Origin of the sequence: Streptomyces sp. NPDC102274, assembly GCF_044766385.1 — a bacterium.
In the GTDB taxonomy this organism is placed as follows: Bacteria; Actinomycetota; Actinomycetes; order Streptomycetales; family Streptomycetaceae; genus Streptomyces.
In genome coordinates this window covers 211,526-224,669 of record NZ_JBIWLW010000010.1, presented here as the reverse complement: position 1 = coordinate 224,669, position 13,144 = coordinate 211,526, and the positions used below count along the sequence as shown (strand labels likewise).

At 70.9% G+C, this 13,144-nt stretch carries 15 protein-coding genes and 1 pseudogene; 8 read left to right on the top strand and 8 right to left on the bottom strand.

What is annotated here, in order from left to right; translation table 11 throughout:
* Positions 1-4: 4 nt before the first annotated feature.
* Positions 5-1,057 carry a type III polyketide synthase gene (locus tag ACIRQP_RS16855; RefSeq protein WP_403889911.1) on the bottom strand — a complete coding sequence of 351 codons (1,053 nt, stop codon included), beginning with the start codon at positions 1,055-1,057 and terminating at the stop codon, positions 5-7.
* 200 nt (positions 1,058-1,257) lie between these two features.
* On the opposite strand from ACIRQP_RS16855, the gene ACIRQP_RS16850 reads away from it, so the two are divergent.
* Entirely contained in the window at positions 1,258-2,136 is an 879-nt protein-coding gene (locus tag ACIRQP_RS16850) for a UbiA family prenyltransferase (RefSeq protein WP_403889908.1), read from the top strand.
* 24 nt (positions 2,137-2,160) lie between these two features.
* Here ACIRQP_RS16850 and ACIRQP_RS16845 read toward each other — a convergent pair whose 3' ends face one another.
* Complete coding sequence (locus ACIRQP_RS16845) at positions 2,161-2,901, bottom strand: dienelactone hydrolase family protein (RefSeq protein ID WP_403889905.1); 741 nt, start codon at positions 2,899-2,901, stop codon at positions 2,161-2,163.
* 177 nt (positions 2,902-3,078) lie between these two features.
* Between ACIRQP_RS16845 and ACIRQP_RS16840 the strand changes: the two genes are divergently transcribed.
* Positions 3,079-3,534: a tellurite resistance TerB family protein gene (locus ACIRQP_RS16840; protein WP_403889902.1), complete on the top strand. Its 456-nt coding sequence runs from the start codon at positions 3,079-3,081 to the stop codon at positions 3,532-3,534.
* Positions 3,535-3,610: 76 nt separating this feature from the next.
* Here the strand turns inward: ACIRQP_RS16840 and ACIRQP_RS16835 are convergent, their stop codons facing one another.
* The gene (locus ACIRQP_RS16835) at positions 3,611-4,708 is read right to left on the bottom strand and encodes an acyltransferase family protein (protein ID WP_403889899.1); all 1,098 of its coding nucleotides are present in this window, start codon (positions 4,706-4,708) and stop codon (positions 3,611-3,613) included.
* A 307-nt stretch (positions 4,709-5,015) separates the two neighbouring features.
* Positions 5,016-5,924 carry an SRPBCC family protein gene (locus tag ACIRQP_RS16830; RefSeq protein WP_403889897.1) on the bottom strand — a complete coding sequence of 303 codons (909 nt, stop codon included), beginning with the start codon at positions 5,922-5,924 and terminating at the stop codon, positions 5,016-5,018.
* 353 nt (positions 5,925-6,277) lie between these two features.
* Here ACIRQP_RS16830 and ACIRQP_RS16825 point away from each other — a divergent pair.
* Positions 6,278-6,685: pseudogene (locus ACIRQP_RS16825) on the top strand (hypothetical protein); the annotation flags it as partial.
* A 201-nt stretch (positions 6,686-6,886) separates the two neighbouring features.
* On the opposite strand, the gene ACIRQP_RS16820 reads toward ACIRQP_RS16825, so the two are convergent.
* Together ACIRQP_RS16820 and ACIRQP_RS16815 are read right to left on the bottom strand one after the other, a co-directional pair.
* Positions 6,887-7,840 carry a M48 family metalloprotease gene (locus ACIRQP_RS16820; protein WP_403889894.1) on the bottom strand — a complete coding sequence of 318 codons (954 nt, stop codon included), beginning with the start codon at positions 7,838-7,840 and terminating at the stop codon, positions 6,887-6,889.
* Entirely contained in the window at positions 7,837-8,211 is a 375-nt protein-coding gene (locus ACIRQP_RS16815; RefSeq protein WP_030352304.1) for a BlaI/MecI/CopY family transcriptional regulator, read from the bottom strand. The genes ACIRQP_RS16820 and ACIRQP_RS16815 overlap by 4 nt, the downstream gene beginning before the upstream one ends.
* A gap of 126 nt (positions 8,212-8,337) precedes the next feature.
* Here ACIRQP_RS16815 and ACIRQP_RS16810 point away from each other — a divergent pair, with 126 nt between their 5' ends.
* From ACIRQP_RS16810 to ACIRQP_RS16795, 4 genes are all read left to right on the top strand, one after another.
* Positions 8,338-9,045 carry a DedA family protein gene (locus tag ACIRQP_RS16810; protein ID WP_403889891.1) on the top strand — a complete coding sequence of 236 codons (708 nt, stop codon included), beginning with the start codon at positions 8,338-8,340 and terminating at the stop codon, positions 9,043-9,045.
* Entirely contained in the window at positions 9,042-9,677 is a 636-nt protein-coding gene (locus tag ACIRQP_RS16805; RefSeq protein ID WP_403889888.1) for a phosphatase PAP2 family protein, read from the top strand. The genes ACIRQP_RS16810 and ACIRQP_RS16805 overlap by 4 nt, the downstream gene beginning before the upstream one ends.
* Entirely contained in the window at positions 9,674-10,372 is a 699-nt protein-coding gene (locus tag ACIRQP_RS16800; RefSeq protein WP_403889885.1) for a phosphatase PAP2 family protein, read from the top strand. Before ACIRQP_RS16805 ends, ACIRQP_RS16800 begins: the two co-directional genes overlap by 4 nt.
* Before the next feature lie 95 nt (positions 10,373-10,467).
* Entirely contained in the window at positions 10,468-10,839 is a 372-nt protein-coding gene (locus tag ACIRQP_RS16795; protein WP_403889882.1) for a VOC family protein, read from the top strand.
* 87 nt (positions 10,840-10,926) lie between these two features.
* Here ACIRQP_RS16795 and ACIRQP_RS16790 read toward each other — a convergent pair whose 3' ends face one another.
* Positions 10,927-11,415 (bottom strand): GNAT family N-acetyltransferase, encoded by a 489-nt coding sequence (locus tag ACIRQP_RS16790; RefSeq protein WP_403889879.1) that lies wholly within the window; start codon positions 11,413-11,415, stop codon positions 10,927-10,929.
* Between the two features lie 49 nt (positions 11,416-11,464).
* Entirely contained in the window at positions 11,465-12,526 is a 1,062-nt protein-coding gene (locus ACIRQP_RS16785; protein WP_403889876.1) for a fatty acid desaturase family protein, read from the bottom strand.
* Between the two features lie 206 nt (positions 12,527-12,732).
* On the opposite strand from ACIRQP_RS16785, the gene ACIRQP_RS16780 reads away from it, so the two are divergent.
* Entirely contained in the window at positions 12,733-13,089 is a 357-nt protein-coding gene (locus ACIRQP_RS16780) for a PRC-barrel domain-containing protein (RefSeq protein ID WP_403889873.1), read from the top strand.
* The last annotated feature ends 55 nt before the right edge of the window (positions 13,090-13,144 follow it).

Here is a 13,144-nt window from a genome sequence, read left to right as displayed (position 1 = left end):
TGCTCTACCAGCGGAGCAGCACGAGCTCGGAGCAGAATCCGGGCCCCATCGCCAGCAGCACCCCATGGGTACCGGGCGGTGGCGGGCGCTCGGCCAGCGTGTCACGCAGCACATGCAGCACGGAGGAGGACGACAGATTCCCCACCGCCGCCAGCGAACGCCAGGTCATGTCGAGGGCGTCCGCGGGCAGCTCCAGGACCTCTTGGACGGCTTCCAGCACCTTCGGCCCGCCGGGGTGGCACACCCACGCGGTGATGTCCTCGCGCGTCAGTCCGTTGTCGGCGAGGAATCCGTCGACATCCGCGGCGAGGTTCTTGCGGACCAGATCCGGAACGCTCGCGTCCAGGACGATACGGAACCCGGTGCCCGTGATGTCCCAGCCCATCGCCTGCTCGGTGTCCGGATACAGATGGCTGCGCGTGTCGACGACGAGGGGGCCGCCGGCCCGGCGCCGGGGGCCGCAGGCGACGACGGCCGCGGCGCCGTCCCCGAAGAGCGCGGTCGCGACGAGGTTGGCGGACGAGACGTCGTCACGCTGGAAGGTGAGCGAGCACAGCTCGACCGAGAGGAGGACGGCCACATCGTCGGGCCGTCCGAGCAGATAGTCGTGCAGCCGGGCGATACCGGCGGCTCCCGCCACACAGCCGAGCCCGAAGACCGGCACTCTCTTCACGTCGGAGCGCAGTCCGAGCCGCCCGACGAGGCGCGCGTCCACGGACGGCGCGGCGATACCCGTCACCGAGGTGAACATCAGCAGATCGACATCGCGCGGGGAGAGCCTGGCCGCGTCCAGCGCCCGGCCGACCGCCTCGACTCCCAGCGGCACGGCCCCGGCGATGAAGGCGTCGTTCACCGACCCGAAGTCCTCGAGACCGTCGTACTGGTCGAGGGGCAGGGCCGTATGGCGCGTGTCCACGCGCGCGCCGCGGTGCAGCCGGTCGAGTACCTGCCGGTCGGCACCTGCGGGCAGACAGGTCTTGGCGACCATGTCCGTGATCTCGTGCTGGGGGTACCGATGCGGAGCCAGGGCTCCGTGGACGGCTGCGATGCGAGTCATCTGCGCTCCGGGGTCCGGGGGCGACTGACGTGCAATCCCTGCCCCCGCTCGGTCGTGCCACACACGAAGTAGCCTGTACGGCCCCCGCACGGCCCCTCAGGGACGGTTGTACGACCGCGCCGTGACGGGCGGTCACGCCCGCGCGACGTACGGACGTCACGGACCTGCCCGCTGTCGGTGGTGCTGCCTACGATGGACGCGTGGACGTTATCGACGGGCTCGGGAACACCGTCCGTACCCCGCTCGGCGCGGCTCCGGGAGGGTGGCCGCGCCGGGTGGCCGCGCTGCTGGGTGCGTGCCATCCGGGGCCCACGGTCGCCGTGACGCTGCTGGTCGCGGGGCTCGCGGTGGCCGCCGGGCAGGACGCATCCGGCTGTCTGCTGGTGACCGCCGCCGTTCTGACAGGGCAGTTGTCGGTCGGCTGGAGCAATGACGCCGTCGACGCGGCGCGGGACGCCGCGGCCGGGCGCCGTGCCAAGCCCGTGGTGGGCGGGGCGGTCGGCGCGCGTACCGTACGGGCGGCGGCCGTGACGGCGCTGGTTCTGTGCCTTCCGCTGTCGTTGGCGTACGGCGCGCTCGCGGGCGTGGTGCATCTCGTGGGAGTGGCCGCGGCCTGGCTGTACAACGTCCGGCTGAAGTCGACGGTGCTGTCGTGGCTGCCGTACGCGATCGGGTTCGCTTCCCTGCCCGCCTTTGTGACGCTCGGTCTGCCGGGGCAGCCCCGGCCGGCCTGGTGGATCGTCACCGCCGCGGCGCTGGTGGGGGTCGGGGCGCATCTCGGCAATGTGCTGCCGGACATCGAGACGGATCTCGCCCTGGGGATACGGGGCTGGCCGCAGCGGCTGGGGCCGGCCGCCGTGCGGCTGCTGCTGCCGGCCCCGCTGGTGACGGCGACGGTCCTTCTCGCGCTCGGCGGAGGGGGCGCGCTCGGTGCCGTCGCCGTCGCCGTGGCGCTGATGACGGCGGTCGGCGGCTCACTGCTGGGCCGCCACCGCCCCAAGGTGCCGTTCCTCGCGGCGATCGCGGTCGCGGGTGTCGATGTCGCGCTGCTGCTGTGGCAGGGGGCCGCGCGCGGCTGACCTGGTGCCCGCCGCGGTACGGCGTCAGCCGGAGGCGCCGAGCCGCTCGCGGAGGAAGGCGATCGTGCGCTCCCAGGCGAGTGCGGCGGCTTCGGCGTGGTACGCCTCGGGGCGGCCGTCGTTGAAGAAGGCGTGGCCCGCCCCCGGATAGAGATGGATGACCGGAACGATGCCGGACTGGGACTCGATCGCGGTACGCAGTTCCTTGAGGGTCGACGGCGGAACGGTGTCGTCCTCCGCACCGTAGTGGCCCAGGATCTCGGCCTTGAGGTTCGAGAAGTCGGGGACACCGTCCCGGTTGACGCCGTAGAACGGCACGGCCGCGGAGACCCGCTGGTCCTTGGCGGCGAGGCTGAGCACGAAACCGCCGCCCATGCAGAAGCCGACGGTGCCGATCGTGTCGCCGTCCGTCTCGGGCCGCGCGAGCAGATAGTCGACGGCGCCGGAGAGCAGATCGACACCCCGCTCGGTGGGCAGTTCGCTCATCATGCGCAGCGCCTCGCCGGAGTCGTGGGCGACCCGGCCGCCGTAGAGATCCGGGGCGAGCGCGACAAAGCCCGCCCGTGCGAAGCGGTCGGCGATGTCCTTGATGTGGGCGGTCAGGCCCCACCACTCCTGGATGACGATGACGCCGGGGCCGTGTCCGGCGGGCGGTACGGCGAGATATCCGTACGCGGTCGTTCCCGCGCTCGGGAACGAGACGTTCTGCAGGGTGGATTCGGTGGGCGCGGTGGAGTCGTTGGAGTCGGTCGGCTCGGTGGCCATGGCGGATGCTCCCAGCTCTGGTGCGGTGACGGGGCGACATCATGATCGTATGAAACCCGGGCGCACGGAGGGCGTACGCCCCTCCGGGGCACATCCGGGTACCCGCGACGGGCACGCGGCGGCGTTCTCGCGCGTTGTCGGAGTGGCCCTGTGTGACACCTGAGGAGAGATGACGGAATGGCCCTGTGGGACCGGTTCAAGGAATCCGCCGCGACGATGCAGACGCAGCTCATGGAGAAGAAGAACGACCTCAAGAGCGGCTCGTTCCGTGACGCGAGCATGGCGATGTGCGCCCTGGTCGCCGCGGCCGACGGCTCCGTCGACCCCGCCGAGCGCCAGCGGGTCGCCTCGCTGATCGCCACCAATGAAGTGCTGCGGAACTTCCCCGCGGAAGACCTCCAGCGCCGCTTCGACGACTATCTCGGCAAGCTGACCGCCGACTTCACGTTCGGCAAGGTGGGTGTCCTCCAGGAGGTGGGCAAGGCCAGGAAGAAGCCGGTCGAGGCGCGGGCCGTCATCCAGATCGGCATCGTCATCGGCGGCGCCGACGGCGACTTCGACAAGACGGAACAGGCCGTGGTCCGCGAAGCCTGCTACGCCCTCGACCTGCCGCCGCACGAGTTCGACCTCTGAACGGGTCGTCCGGCCGAATACGTGGGGCGGTGGCTGTCGGCCACCGCCCCACGTCGTACTCCCGAGCCTCGGCTCTTCAGCTCTTTCCGCGCCGCTCGGCGGGGTCGGGCCTGAACGCCCACGCCATGTCCGGTTCCAGCGCGAAGCGGAAGAGCCGCTGGATCGGGGGCGTACAGAGCAGCGTGACGACCGCGCCCGCGAGGACCGTGACAACGACGGCGCCCATGGGCCGGTGCGGCCAGTCGGCGTCGTACCAGTCCCAGGTGCTCGCGCTCTGGGCGACGAATCCGTGCAGCAGATAGCCACAGAGCGTGCCGGCTCCCAGCACCGTGAACCACATGCGGCGGCCGGGGACCCAGGAGAAGAAGCAGGCGGTCAGCACGAGGGAGCACCCGAAGAGGGCGAGTGTCATCGGGATCCCGCTCCACCAGGGCGCGCCCAGTTCCCGCGCGCTGTCGCGGTGGAAGAACCACGCCATGTTCATCCGGGTGACGGCCCAGTACGCGAAGACGACCGTGGCGGCGAAGACCGGAACGGACAGGACGCGTACTTCCTTGCGGCGGACCAGCTGGAAGTGCTCGGGCTTGAGCCGCAGGCCGAGCACGAAGAACGGCAGGAACTGCAGGACCCGCTGGAGATCGAGGTCGTCGCCGATGTCCGGTGAGAGGGTGGCGAGCATGGCGATCGCCAGCGCGACCGGGACGGGCCACCGCACCAGACGCCAGATCGGCGCCGTCATCCGCCAGACGAAGAGGGCGAGCAGGAACCAGGTCAGATACCAGGGGTCGAGAAGGGTGATCTTCATGGACGGATCGTCCGCGACCCAGCGGTGGAAGAGGCTGTAGGCGACCTCGAACACGATGTACGGCACGGCGATGCCGGTGATCAGCCGGCGCACCCGGTCGGGCCGGAAGTCGAAACTTCGGGAGAAATAGCCGGAGATGATGATGAACGCTGGCATATGGAAGGTGTAGACGACGATGTAGAGCGCCGAGACGGCCCGGCTGCCGTCCCGCAGCGGCTCCCACGCGTGCCCCGTCGCGACCAGCACGATCGCCAGGAACTTGGCGTTGTCGAAGAACGCGTCCCGCTTCTTGGCCGGTGGCGGGGCCTGCGCGGCTGCCGTCGGTTTCGCGGTCGCCGTGGCCCGTACCGACTGATCAGTGAGCTGCATCACAGGTCCTCCCAGAGGGAACCCGGATCGGTGAACACGCCTCTTACAGAAAATGTGGGGGAAAATCGAGGGGCAAACATCCAAGGCACCCTAACCAGGGCTGCCGCCGCCCCTCCACCTGGGTGGCGCGGATCCGGATGCCCCTACCGAGCCGACACAGACTCGCCACACCGCCTCCTTCCGGCCACATCCCCTCAGGCCGTGAGAATGCTCACCGTCGGACCCGCCGAACCCCCTGGCCTCGCCGGACCCGCCGGACCTCCTGGACCCGCCGGACCTCCTGGACCCGCTGGATCCGCTGGACTCGCTAGGCCTTGAGGAGGTCCGCCGCGAGCTGGTCGATCCGCGTCCGCCAGGCGGCCAGGGCCGCGTCCGCGTCGGCGCCCTCGGGACCGGTCTGGGTCAGCACCAGCCGGGCTCCGTGGCCCGTCCCCTGTCCCAGTTCCCAGGTGACCGACCCCCCGGGCTCCCAGGTATAGGTGAGCGACTTCGGCGCCCTGACCTCCGCGACATGGCCCGCCGGGACGTTCTCGGCGGTGAACCCGACGGGGACGGGCAGGCCCGCCACCGGTTCGATGCCGGCCGAGAGGACGTCCCAGACGGTCGCGGCCGGCCGCACCAGCTGACGTTCCAGCCGGATCCGCGGACCGGCGTCGTCACCCCCGGCCGGCTCGGCGGTGCCACGGCCGAGACCGAACCGCCGTACGTACGTCTCGTGCAGCTCGCCCGCGTCACGGCCGACGGCGACCGGGCCACCGGCGAGCAGCTGGGCCAGGGCGGTGATGCAGAGGTGCCAGCCGGAGGCGAAGCTCGCCGCGCCCGCGAGATCGTCGAAGGTGTGCACGAGCGTGAGCAGCGAGCCCTCGCCGTCGGGCGCGATGGACCAGCTCAGATGGTCGGTACCCCAGGTGAACGCGAAGAGGCGGGGCTCGTCGACGTCCGTGACGGTGCCGGTCATGCCCGGTCCGCTGACGCCGGGGAAGTGGAAGCGCATCGCGCCACCGGGGGTGAGGTCGACGGTCACCTCGGAGGGGAACCACTGACCGAGAGCGGCGGGTTCGGTGATCGCGGCCCAGACCCTCTCGGGAGGGTGCGGGAGCCTGCGCTCCATCCGCAGGGCGGTCCGGCCGTCGGCGGCCGTCGTCAGCGTGTCGTCCTGCGAGATGTCGTGCCAGGTGTGGTCGTAGGGGGTGCCGTCGTGCGGGTTCGTGTTCATGAGGGGTCGTCCTCCATCGCGTCGAGACCTGCCGGCCCCCGACGAGGCCGGCGTCGCGCAGTACCCGCAGATGCTGGCATACGACCCCATGGCAATGGGCGCTCCATCGCGGCGCGGTGTCATGAAATTTCCGCCATACGGGACGGTGATTACGCTCCGAATCTGGCCGGATCCGTGTCGTGACAGGACGTCAGCAAAGGCTCCATAGTTGGAAGTTCGGGCATTCCAGAGTCTTTTTCCACTCCCCCGGGAAATCGCTCCCCACTGCGCCCGACGGTACCCGCGCAACGTCACTGCAAAAGCACTGCGGCCCAGGCCATCAGGGACCACAGAACGGCGCAAGGAGAGCGGCCGTGCATGACGAATTCCTGTGCCATGTCACCGCGTACGGAATCTGCGGTGGACAGCGTATCGGCGTTCCGCTGGGAACATATCGCGCCCCCACTCTGGCACTTGCACTGTGGTGGTTGCGGGATCGTGCGACCTGGATCGCGGAACGGCTCGATCCCAACCCCGAAAGCGAATGTTTTCCGGCCGCCGCGCTCACTCCGGTGGGGCGGAGCGTGCCGGACGTACCGACGACACTCCGGACCTGGCGGGACGATACGGCTCATCAGGACATGGTCGCCGAGCACTTGGCGGCCGGGCGTCTCATCCGTGTCGCCACGCGCGACGACACCACGGAATACGAGTTGCTGGCGGAATCGGTGGACGCGCTGCGCATGGACCGCGCGCTGCCGACTCTGATCACACCGGAAGCGCTGCCGGAGCCGCTTCACCGGGAACGTCCACTGGTCGCCTCCGCGCCGGCCTCCGCTCAGGAGCACCGAAGACACGGCCGCGATCCGGTCCGGAGGATCGGGGGTGATGATTCCTTCGGGGACACCTTGGAGTTCGGCCGGGTATACCGGTGACGGGCGAATGACGGCGGGAATCCGGGGTTATCGGCACGGCATCGCCGGTCAGCGCCCGGGATTCTCTCCCTGCGCGATCTCGATATGGGTGTGCAGATCGCTCGCCGCCTCCACGGCCGAGACGCCGGACAGCGTCAGGGACACCAGCAGCGCCCCCGCGACGAGGCGGCGGGCCCGGGGCGTGAGCGCGGGCACGCCGCTCGGGCCGGTGCCCAGCAGCGCGGCGACCCGCCGGGGCACCGGGCCCGCGGTCGCCGCGAGCACGGTCCGGGGCCTGACCGCCCCGGACAGGCCCGGCACACCGCGGGCGGCCAGCGCGGCCCGCCCGATCGCGCGGGCGGCGAGACGCCGGTCACCGACGGCCGCGGCGGCGGCCTCGTCCGCGGCGCGCTCCAGTGCGTAGCCGAGCGGCTCACGCAGCGCGCGCAGGGCCGGGTGGCAGAGCGCGGCCAGTTCCGCCGCCGCGAGCAGGACATGGTGACGGCCGCGCAGATGCGCGCGTTCATGGGCGAACAGCGCCTCGCGCTCGGGCGGTTCCAGGGCGCGCAGCATGCCCGTGGTGACGACGATCCGGCCGGGGCGCCCCGGCAGCGCGTACGCGTCGGGCCGGTCGTCCCGTACCACCGCGAGTTCGCCGTCCGTACCGCCCGTGGCGGTCCTGGCCCGGCGCAGCTCCGTCCGGTCGCGCCGTACGGCGGCGGTGAGCGCCGCCGTACGCCAGACCAGCAGAGCCCCGGCGGCGAGCGCGAGCGCGATGGTCACGGGGGGCGGTCCGGCCGTCAGCGGCTCGGCGAGTTCACCGAGGACGGCGACGACGGGGAGATACGACGCGCCCGGTACGACCAGCAGCACCAGGGCCGCCGAACTGCTGGCGGCCAGGACCAGCGCGACGGCGGTGAGCAGCCAGGCCGCGCGACGCGGCGGAAGGACCGCGGCGACCCGGCGGGCGGCGGGCGCCGCGAGGAAGGGCATCAGCAGCGGGACCAGTACGACGTAGGTCATCCGGCCTCTCCGCCGTCCAGCAGAGAGCGCAGCATCCGCTCGTCCTCGTCGTTGAGCTGGGAGACGAAGCGGGCGAGCACCGCGCTGCGGTCCTCGTCCTTCGCCAGCTCGGAGTGCATACGGCGGGCGGTCAGCCCGGGGGCGTCCTCGGTCGGGGAGTACGCGTAGCCGCGCCCCGATCGGATGCGCGTGACACTGCCCTTCTCGTACAGCCGCGACAGAATCGTGGTGACGGTGGTGCGGGCGAGCGATCCACCGAGCGCTTCCTGGACGCGTCCGGGCGTGAGCGGCTCCTCGGCCGCCCACAGCGCCGCGAGCACACCGGCTTCCAACTCCCCCGCCGGCCGCCGTTCCGCGCCGTCGTCGCCCATGGGAACGCTCCTCCCGTTCTCTTCGTCTACAGTGAAGTAGACCGTCTACATAACTGTAGTCAATCAGGTCGTCATGCGGGACACCCCTGTCCACCCCCCGTCCACCATTATGGGAGCAGCCCTTCAATGGACGTATCCGCCCTCGCGACGATGCCGCAGGCCGTGAACCTTCTCGACGCGGGATCACTGCTCTCCGCGTTCGGCGCCCTCGGCATCGCCGTCGTTCTCTTCGCCGAGACCGGCCTCCTCGTCGGCTTCTTCCTCCCCGGTGACTCGCTGCTCTTCACCGCGGGGCTGCTCTGCGTCTCCGGCGCGAACGGAACCGCGCATCTCTCGCTCCCGCAGGTCCTGATCGCCTCGGTCCTCGGAGCGCTGCTGGGCGCGCAGACCGGCTACTGGATCGGCCGGCGCGGCGGCCGGACGCTGCTGGCGCGCAGCCGCGCCCGCAAGCTGCACGAGGGAGCGGCCCGCGCGGAGGAGCTGCTCGAACGGTACGGCCACGCGAAGGCCATCGTGCTCGCCCGCTTCGTCCCGGTCGTACGCACGGTGCTGAACCCGCTGGCCGGCGCCCTGAACGTGCCCGCGCGCCTCTTCACCCTCTGGCAGGTCCTCGGCGGCGTGGTCTGGACCGTCGGACTCGTACTCGCCGGATACGCGCTCGGCTCGTCCGTGCCCAACGTCGACCGTTACCTGCTGCCCATCGTCGCGGTGATCGTGGTCATCTCGCTCATTCCGCTGGCCCTGGAGGTACTGCGCTCGCGCCGGGCGGCCACGGCCCCGGCCGGGGCCGGCGCCGCCGGGTCCGGGGCCGAGTCCCCCGAGGAGGCCCGTTGACGGCGATCGCGCGGACGGCGTCCGCGTCCGAGGACCGATGGTTCGACGAGGGCCTGTACAGGTCCGTGACCGGCCTGGCGGACCACTCGCCCGGCTGGCTGGACACCGCCGCCTCCCTCTGGTCCACGTACGGTCTGGTCCTGTTCGGCGTGCTCCTGCTGGCCGCGTGGTGGCGCGCCCGGCCGGTGGCCGGGGCTCCGCGGTCCTCGGCGCGGGCCGTCATGGCGCTCGCCGCGCCGCTCGCGCTGGTCCTGGCGTATGTCGTCGGTCTGGCCCTCAAGTCGGTGATGCGGGAGCAACGGCCCTGCCAGACGCTGCACACGATCACCATCGAGGCATGCCCCCCGCTGGGCGACTGGTCGCTGCCCAGCAACCATGCCGCGATCGCCGCGGCCGCGGCCGCCGCGCTGCTGTGCATCGACCGCGCGCTCGCGGTGGTCGCGCTCCCGGCCGCGCTGCTGATGGCCGGATCACGGGTCTGGGTCGGGGCGCACTACCCGCACGACGTCGTCCTCGGGCTGCTGGTCGGTGCGGTGGTGGCCTGGGCGCTGATGCGCCTCGTACGACGCACCGCTCCGCTGGCCGAACGGCTCCATGACACCCCGCTGCGCCCGCTGGTGGTCCGGCGGTGAGCCTGACGGCACCGCCGGTCCGCAGAGCCGTCCGCACAGCGCCGCTGGCCGTCACCGCGCTCTGCGCCGCGGCCTTCACGCTGCTGGCCGTGCTGGTGACGGGCCGCGGTGGAGCCCCGTTCCCGCTGGACACGGACGCGCTCGACTGGTCGGTCGGGCACCGCTCGTCCCCCGCGGGCGTCACAGCGGCGCGGGCCGTGACGGCGAGCGGCACCGGGCCGTACCCCTATCTGTGCGCCGTCGTGGCCGGGCTGCTCGTCGGCCGCGATCCGCGACACCGGCTGCTGGCGGCGGCCGGCGCGCTGGTGTTCCTCCTCGCGGGGCAGGCCGCCCGTTACGGCCTCCTGGCGGCCGTGGCCCGTCCCCGGCCGCCGGTGGCGGACTGGCTGACCCACGCCTCCGGCTTCGCGTTCCCCTCCGGACACACCTCCACGTCGGCGCTCGCGGCGGGTCTGCTGATCTGGGGCCTCGTCCGATTCGGCCGCGGATCCCGGGCGATCCCCGGATGGGCGATCCCCGGATGGCTGAGAGCGGTGCTCGTCGCGTTCCTCGTCTGCTGGGCCGTCGCCGTGGGGCTGAGCCGGATCTATCTCGGAGTGCACTGGGCGACGGATGTCGTGGGCGGATGGCTCTACGCCGCCACCTGGCTCGGCCTGGGCGCGTCCTTCGTCCCGGCCGGACGGTCGCGCCCGTAAGCGCTCGCCGTATCCGCCGCCGGAACGACCGATGAGTCCCGGGCCCCGCTGGTGTCTACCTTTTCGACAGCCCCGATCGAGGAAGGACGGCCGTCATGTTCGGCAACAGCACAGCGTTCAGCGGTTTCGCCGTGGACGACATCGAGAAGGCCAGGAACTTCTACGGCGGGACACTGGGCCTGAAGGTGGAGGAGGAGCACGGCCTGCTGCGGTTGCGTCTCGCGGGCGGTGCCGCCGTGCTCATCTACCCGAAGCCCGATCACACACCCGCGTCGTCCACGATTCTCAACTTCCCGGTGGACGACATCGACGCGGCGGTCGACGAACTGGGCCGCCGCGGCGTGACCTTCGAGCGCTACCCCGGTATGGAAGCGGACGAGAAGGGCATCTTCCGGGGCGGCGGTCCGTACATCGCGTGGTTCACGGACCCGGCAGAAAACATCCTGTCCGTGCTCCAGGAGCGCTAGGGCCGGTCTTCAAAGTCCCGCCTGCTCCTCGGGCCGACGGCGCTACTTTGAAGACAGGCCCTGGACCCATTCGTTTGGATAACGCGCTCAGAGCGCGCGGTGCATGATGTGCACTCCGACATAGCCGTGCGCCGGGTGCAGGAAGCCCTCCGGGAGCGTGCCCAGTACCTCGAAGCCGAGCGACCGGTACAGCTTCACCGCGTGCACATTGGTCTCGATGACCGCGTTGAACTGCATGGCACGGTATCCCTCCGCACGGGCCCAGTCGATCGTGTACGTACAGAGCGCCCTGCCCACCCCGCGCCCCGCGTGCGCCGGGTCGACCATGTAGCTCGCGCTCGCGATGTGCGAGCCGTTGCCCATGTGGTTCCGGTTCATCTTCGCCGTGCCCAGGACCGTACCCGCGTCGTCGACGGCGACAACGGTGCGGTTCGGGGGCGCGAGCAGCCACATGTCACGCCCGTCGGTCTCGCCGAGCCCGAGGGGGTAGGTGAAGGTCTCGCCCGCGGCGACGATCCGATGGAAGAACGGCCAGATGGCGGGCCAGTCCGCGGTGGTGGCTTCCCTGATCAGCATGGAGCCAGAATGCCCGTAGGCCGCTCGCGTACACCAGCGCTTTTCCCGCTCACGCCCCGGTGACGGCCACCGCCGACCGGAGCGGGGCGCCCGCGTCGTGCAGGCTTCCGAGCGCCTGTCGGTAGGAGGTGAGGAGACTGGTCTCCAGATAGTCGATCCCGAGCTCCTGGCAGTAACTCCGGACGACGGGCTGGGCCCGGCGCAGATGCGGGGTGGGCATGCTCGGGAAGAGGTGGTGCTCGATCTGGTAGTTGAGCCCGCCCAGCGCGAGATCCGTGAACCAGCCGCCGCGCACATTCCGCGAGGTGAGGACCTGGCGCCGGAGGAAGTCGGGGCGGTCGTCACCGGTCAGGGTGGGCATGCCCTTGTGATTGGGGGCGAAGATCGAGCCCAGGTAGAGGCCGAACAGGCACTGGTGGACGGCGAGGAAGGCCACCGCCTTGCCGGGCGGCAGGACCACGAACAGCGCGCCGAGATAGAGCGCGAAGTGGGTGAAGAGCAGCAGGCCCTCCTGGCGCCGCTGTTTCAGCGAACGGTCGGCCAGCGCCCGTACCCCGGCCACATGGAGGTTGATGCCCTCCAGCGCGAGGAGCGGGAAGAACAGATACGCCTGCGAGCCGCCGATCAGCCGGGGCAGCCCCTTGGCCGCGCGCGCCTGACCGCGGGTCCACACCAGTACGTCGGGTTCGACGTCCGGATCCAGCTCCACGTGGTTCGGATTGGCGTGGTGCCGGGAGTGCTTGTCCTGCCACCAGCCGTATCCCATGCCGATACCGAGATTCCCGGCGAGCCGGCCGGCCGCGGCGCTGGCCCGGCGCAGCCGGAACACCTGGCGATGCCCGACGTCATGTGCGACGAGGGCGACCTGCCCGAATACGATCGCGAGGAACGCGGCGACGGCGAGCGTCCACCAGCTGTCGCCGAGGAGGGCGAAGGCCGCCCAGCCGACCGCGTAGAACACGGCGATGAGCGACATCCGTACCGCGTAATACCCGGGCCGCCGCCGCATCAGCCCGGCCGCGGTGATTTTCCTGGCCAGGCAGGCGAAATCGCTGCCGGCTTCCCGCCGCTTTTCCAGCAGCGCGGGTTCACCTGAAGGATGGATCGGCATTCAGCCACGCCTTTCGGGTCGATCACGACCGTCTTGAGCCGGCTGTGTTGATTGCGTACACCGACCGGGAATGTTTTCGAGTGTAACCGTCCGCCACCCCGAACGGCGGATACGGGCGCGGTCCGCATCGGTCCGGTGCCTCGGCCGGGTACTGTCCTGCGAAATACGGATAAGTAGAGGATAAGCAGAAGAGAGGCGAGTCGCTCATGTTTGAAGCTGAGGACATCCGGGAGTGGCGCGGCCACAATGTGGTCGATGCCGAAAAGCGGAAGATCGGCTCGCTGGAAGCCATCTATGTCGACACCGCGACGGACGCCCCGTCGTTCGCCACGGTCGCGGTCGGTCTGCCCACGAAGCGGCGGCTGGTCTTTGTGCCGCTGAACGATGCCACCGTCGGACCGAATTATCTGAAGGTCCCGTGGGACCGGAAACTCGCCAAGGACGCCCCGTCGATCGATACCGACGGCGAGCTGCTCTCCGAGGACGAACCGCGGATCTTCTCGCACTACGGCCTGCCGTACGCGACCGGCACGCAGGGCGAGCGCCGGCTCGGCCGCCGCTGAAAAAGCGCCGCGGCGCGGTGTGCGAGCCGCGCCGCGCGCCATGGCCGCGTGGGAG

Bases quoted from the DNA above. Each gene is read 5' to 3' on its own strand.
- ACIRQP_RS16790 (WP_403889879.1), bottom strand. From the start codon at position 11,415: ATGCTGATCAGGGAAGCCACCACCGCGGACTGGCCCGCCATCTGGCCG.
- ACIRQP_RS16855 (WP_403889911.1), bottom strand. From the start codon at position 1,057: ATGACTCGCATCGCAGCCGTCCACGGAGCCCTGGCTCCGCATCGGTAC.
- ACIRQP_RS16810 (WP_403889891.1), top strand. From the start codon at position 8,338: ATGGACGTATCCGCCCTCGCGACGATGCCGCAGGCCGTGAACCTTCTC.
- ACIRQP_RS16785 (WP_403889876.1), bottom strand. From the start codon at position 12,526: ATGCCGATCCATCCTTCAGGTGAACCCGCGCTGCTGGAAAAGCGGCGG.
- ACIRQP_RS16820 (WP_403889894.1), bottom strand. From the start codon at position 7,840: ATGACCTACGTCGTACTGGTCCCGCTGCTGATGCCCTTCCTCGCGGCG.
- ACIRQP_RS16830 (WP_403889897.1), bottom strand. From the start codon at position 5,924: ATGAACACGAACCCGCACGACGGCACCCCCTACGACCACACCTGGCAC.
- ACIRQP_RS16840 (WP_403889902.1), top strand. From the start codon at position 3,079: ATGGCCCTGTGGGACCGGTTCAAGGAATCCGCCGCGACGATGCAGACG.
- ACIRQP_RS16835 (WP_403889899.1), bottom strand. From the start codon at position 4,708: ATGCAGCTCACTGATCAGTCGGTACGGGCCACGGCGACCGCGAAACCG.
- ACIRQP_RS16780 (WP_403889873.1), top strand. From the start codon at position 12,733: ATGTTTGAAGCTGAGGACATCCGGGAGTGGCGCGGCCACAATGTGGTC.
- ACIRQP_RS16845 (WP_403889905.1), bottom strand. From the start codon at position 2,901: ATGGCCACCGAGCCGACCGACTCCAACGACTCCACCGCGCCCACCGAA.
- ACIRQP_RS16815 (WP_030352304.1), bottom strand. From the start codon at position 8,211: ATGGGCGACGACGGCGCGGAACGGCGGCCGGCGGGGGAGTTGGAAGCC.
- ACIRQP_RS16795 (WP_403889882.1), top strand. From the start codon at position 10,468: ATGTTCGGCAACAGCACAGCGTTCAGCGGTTTCGCCGTGGACGACATC.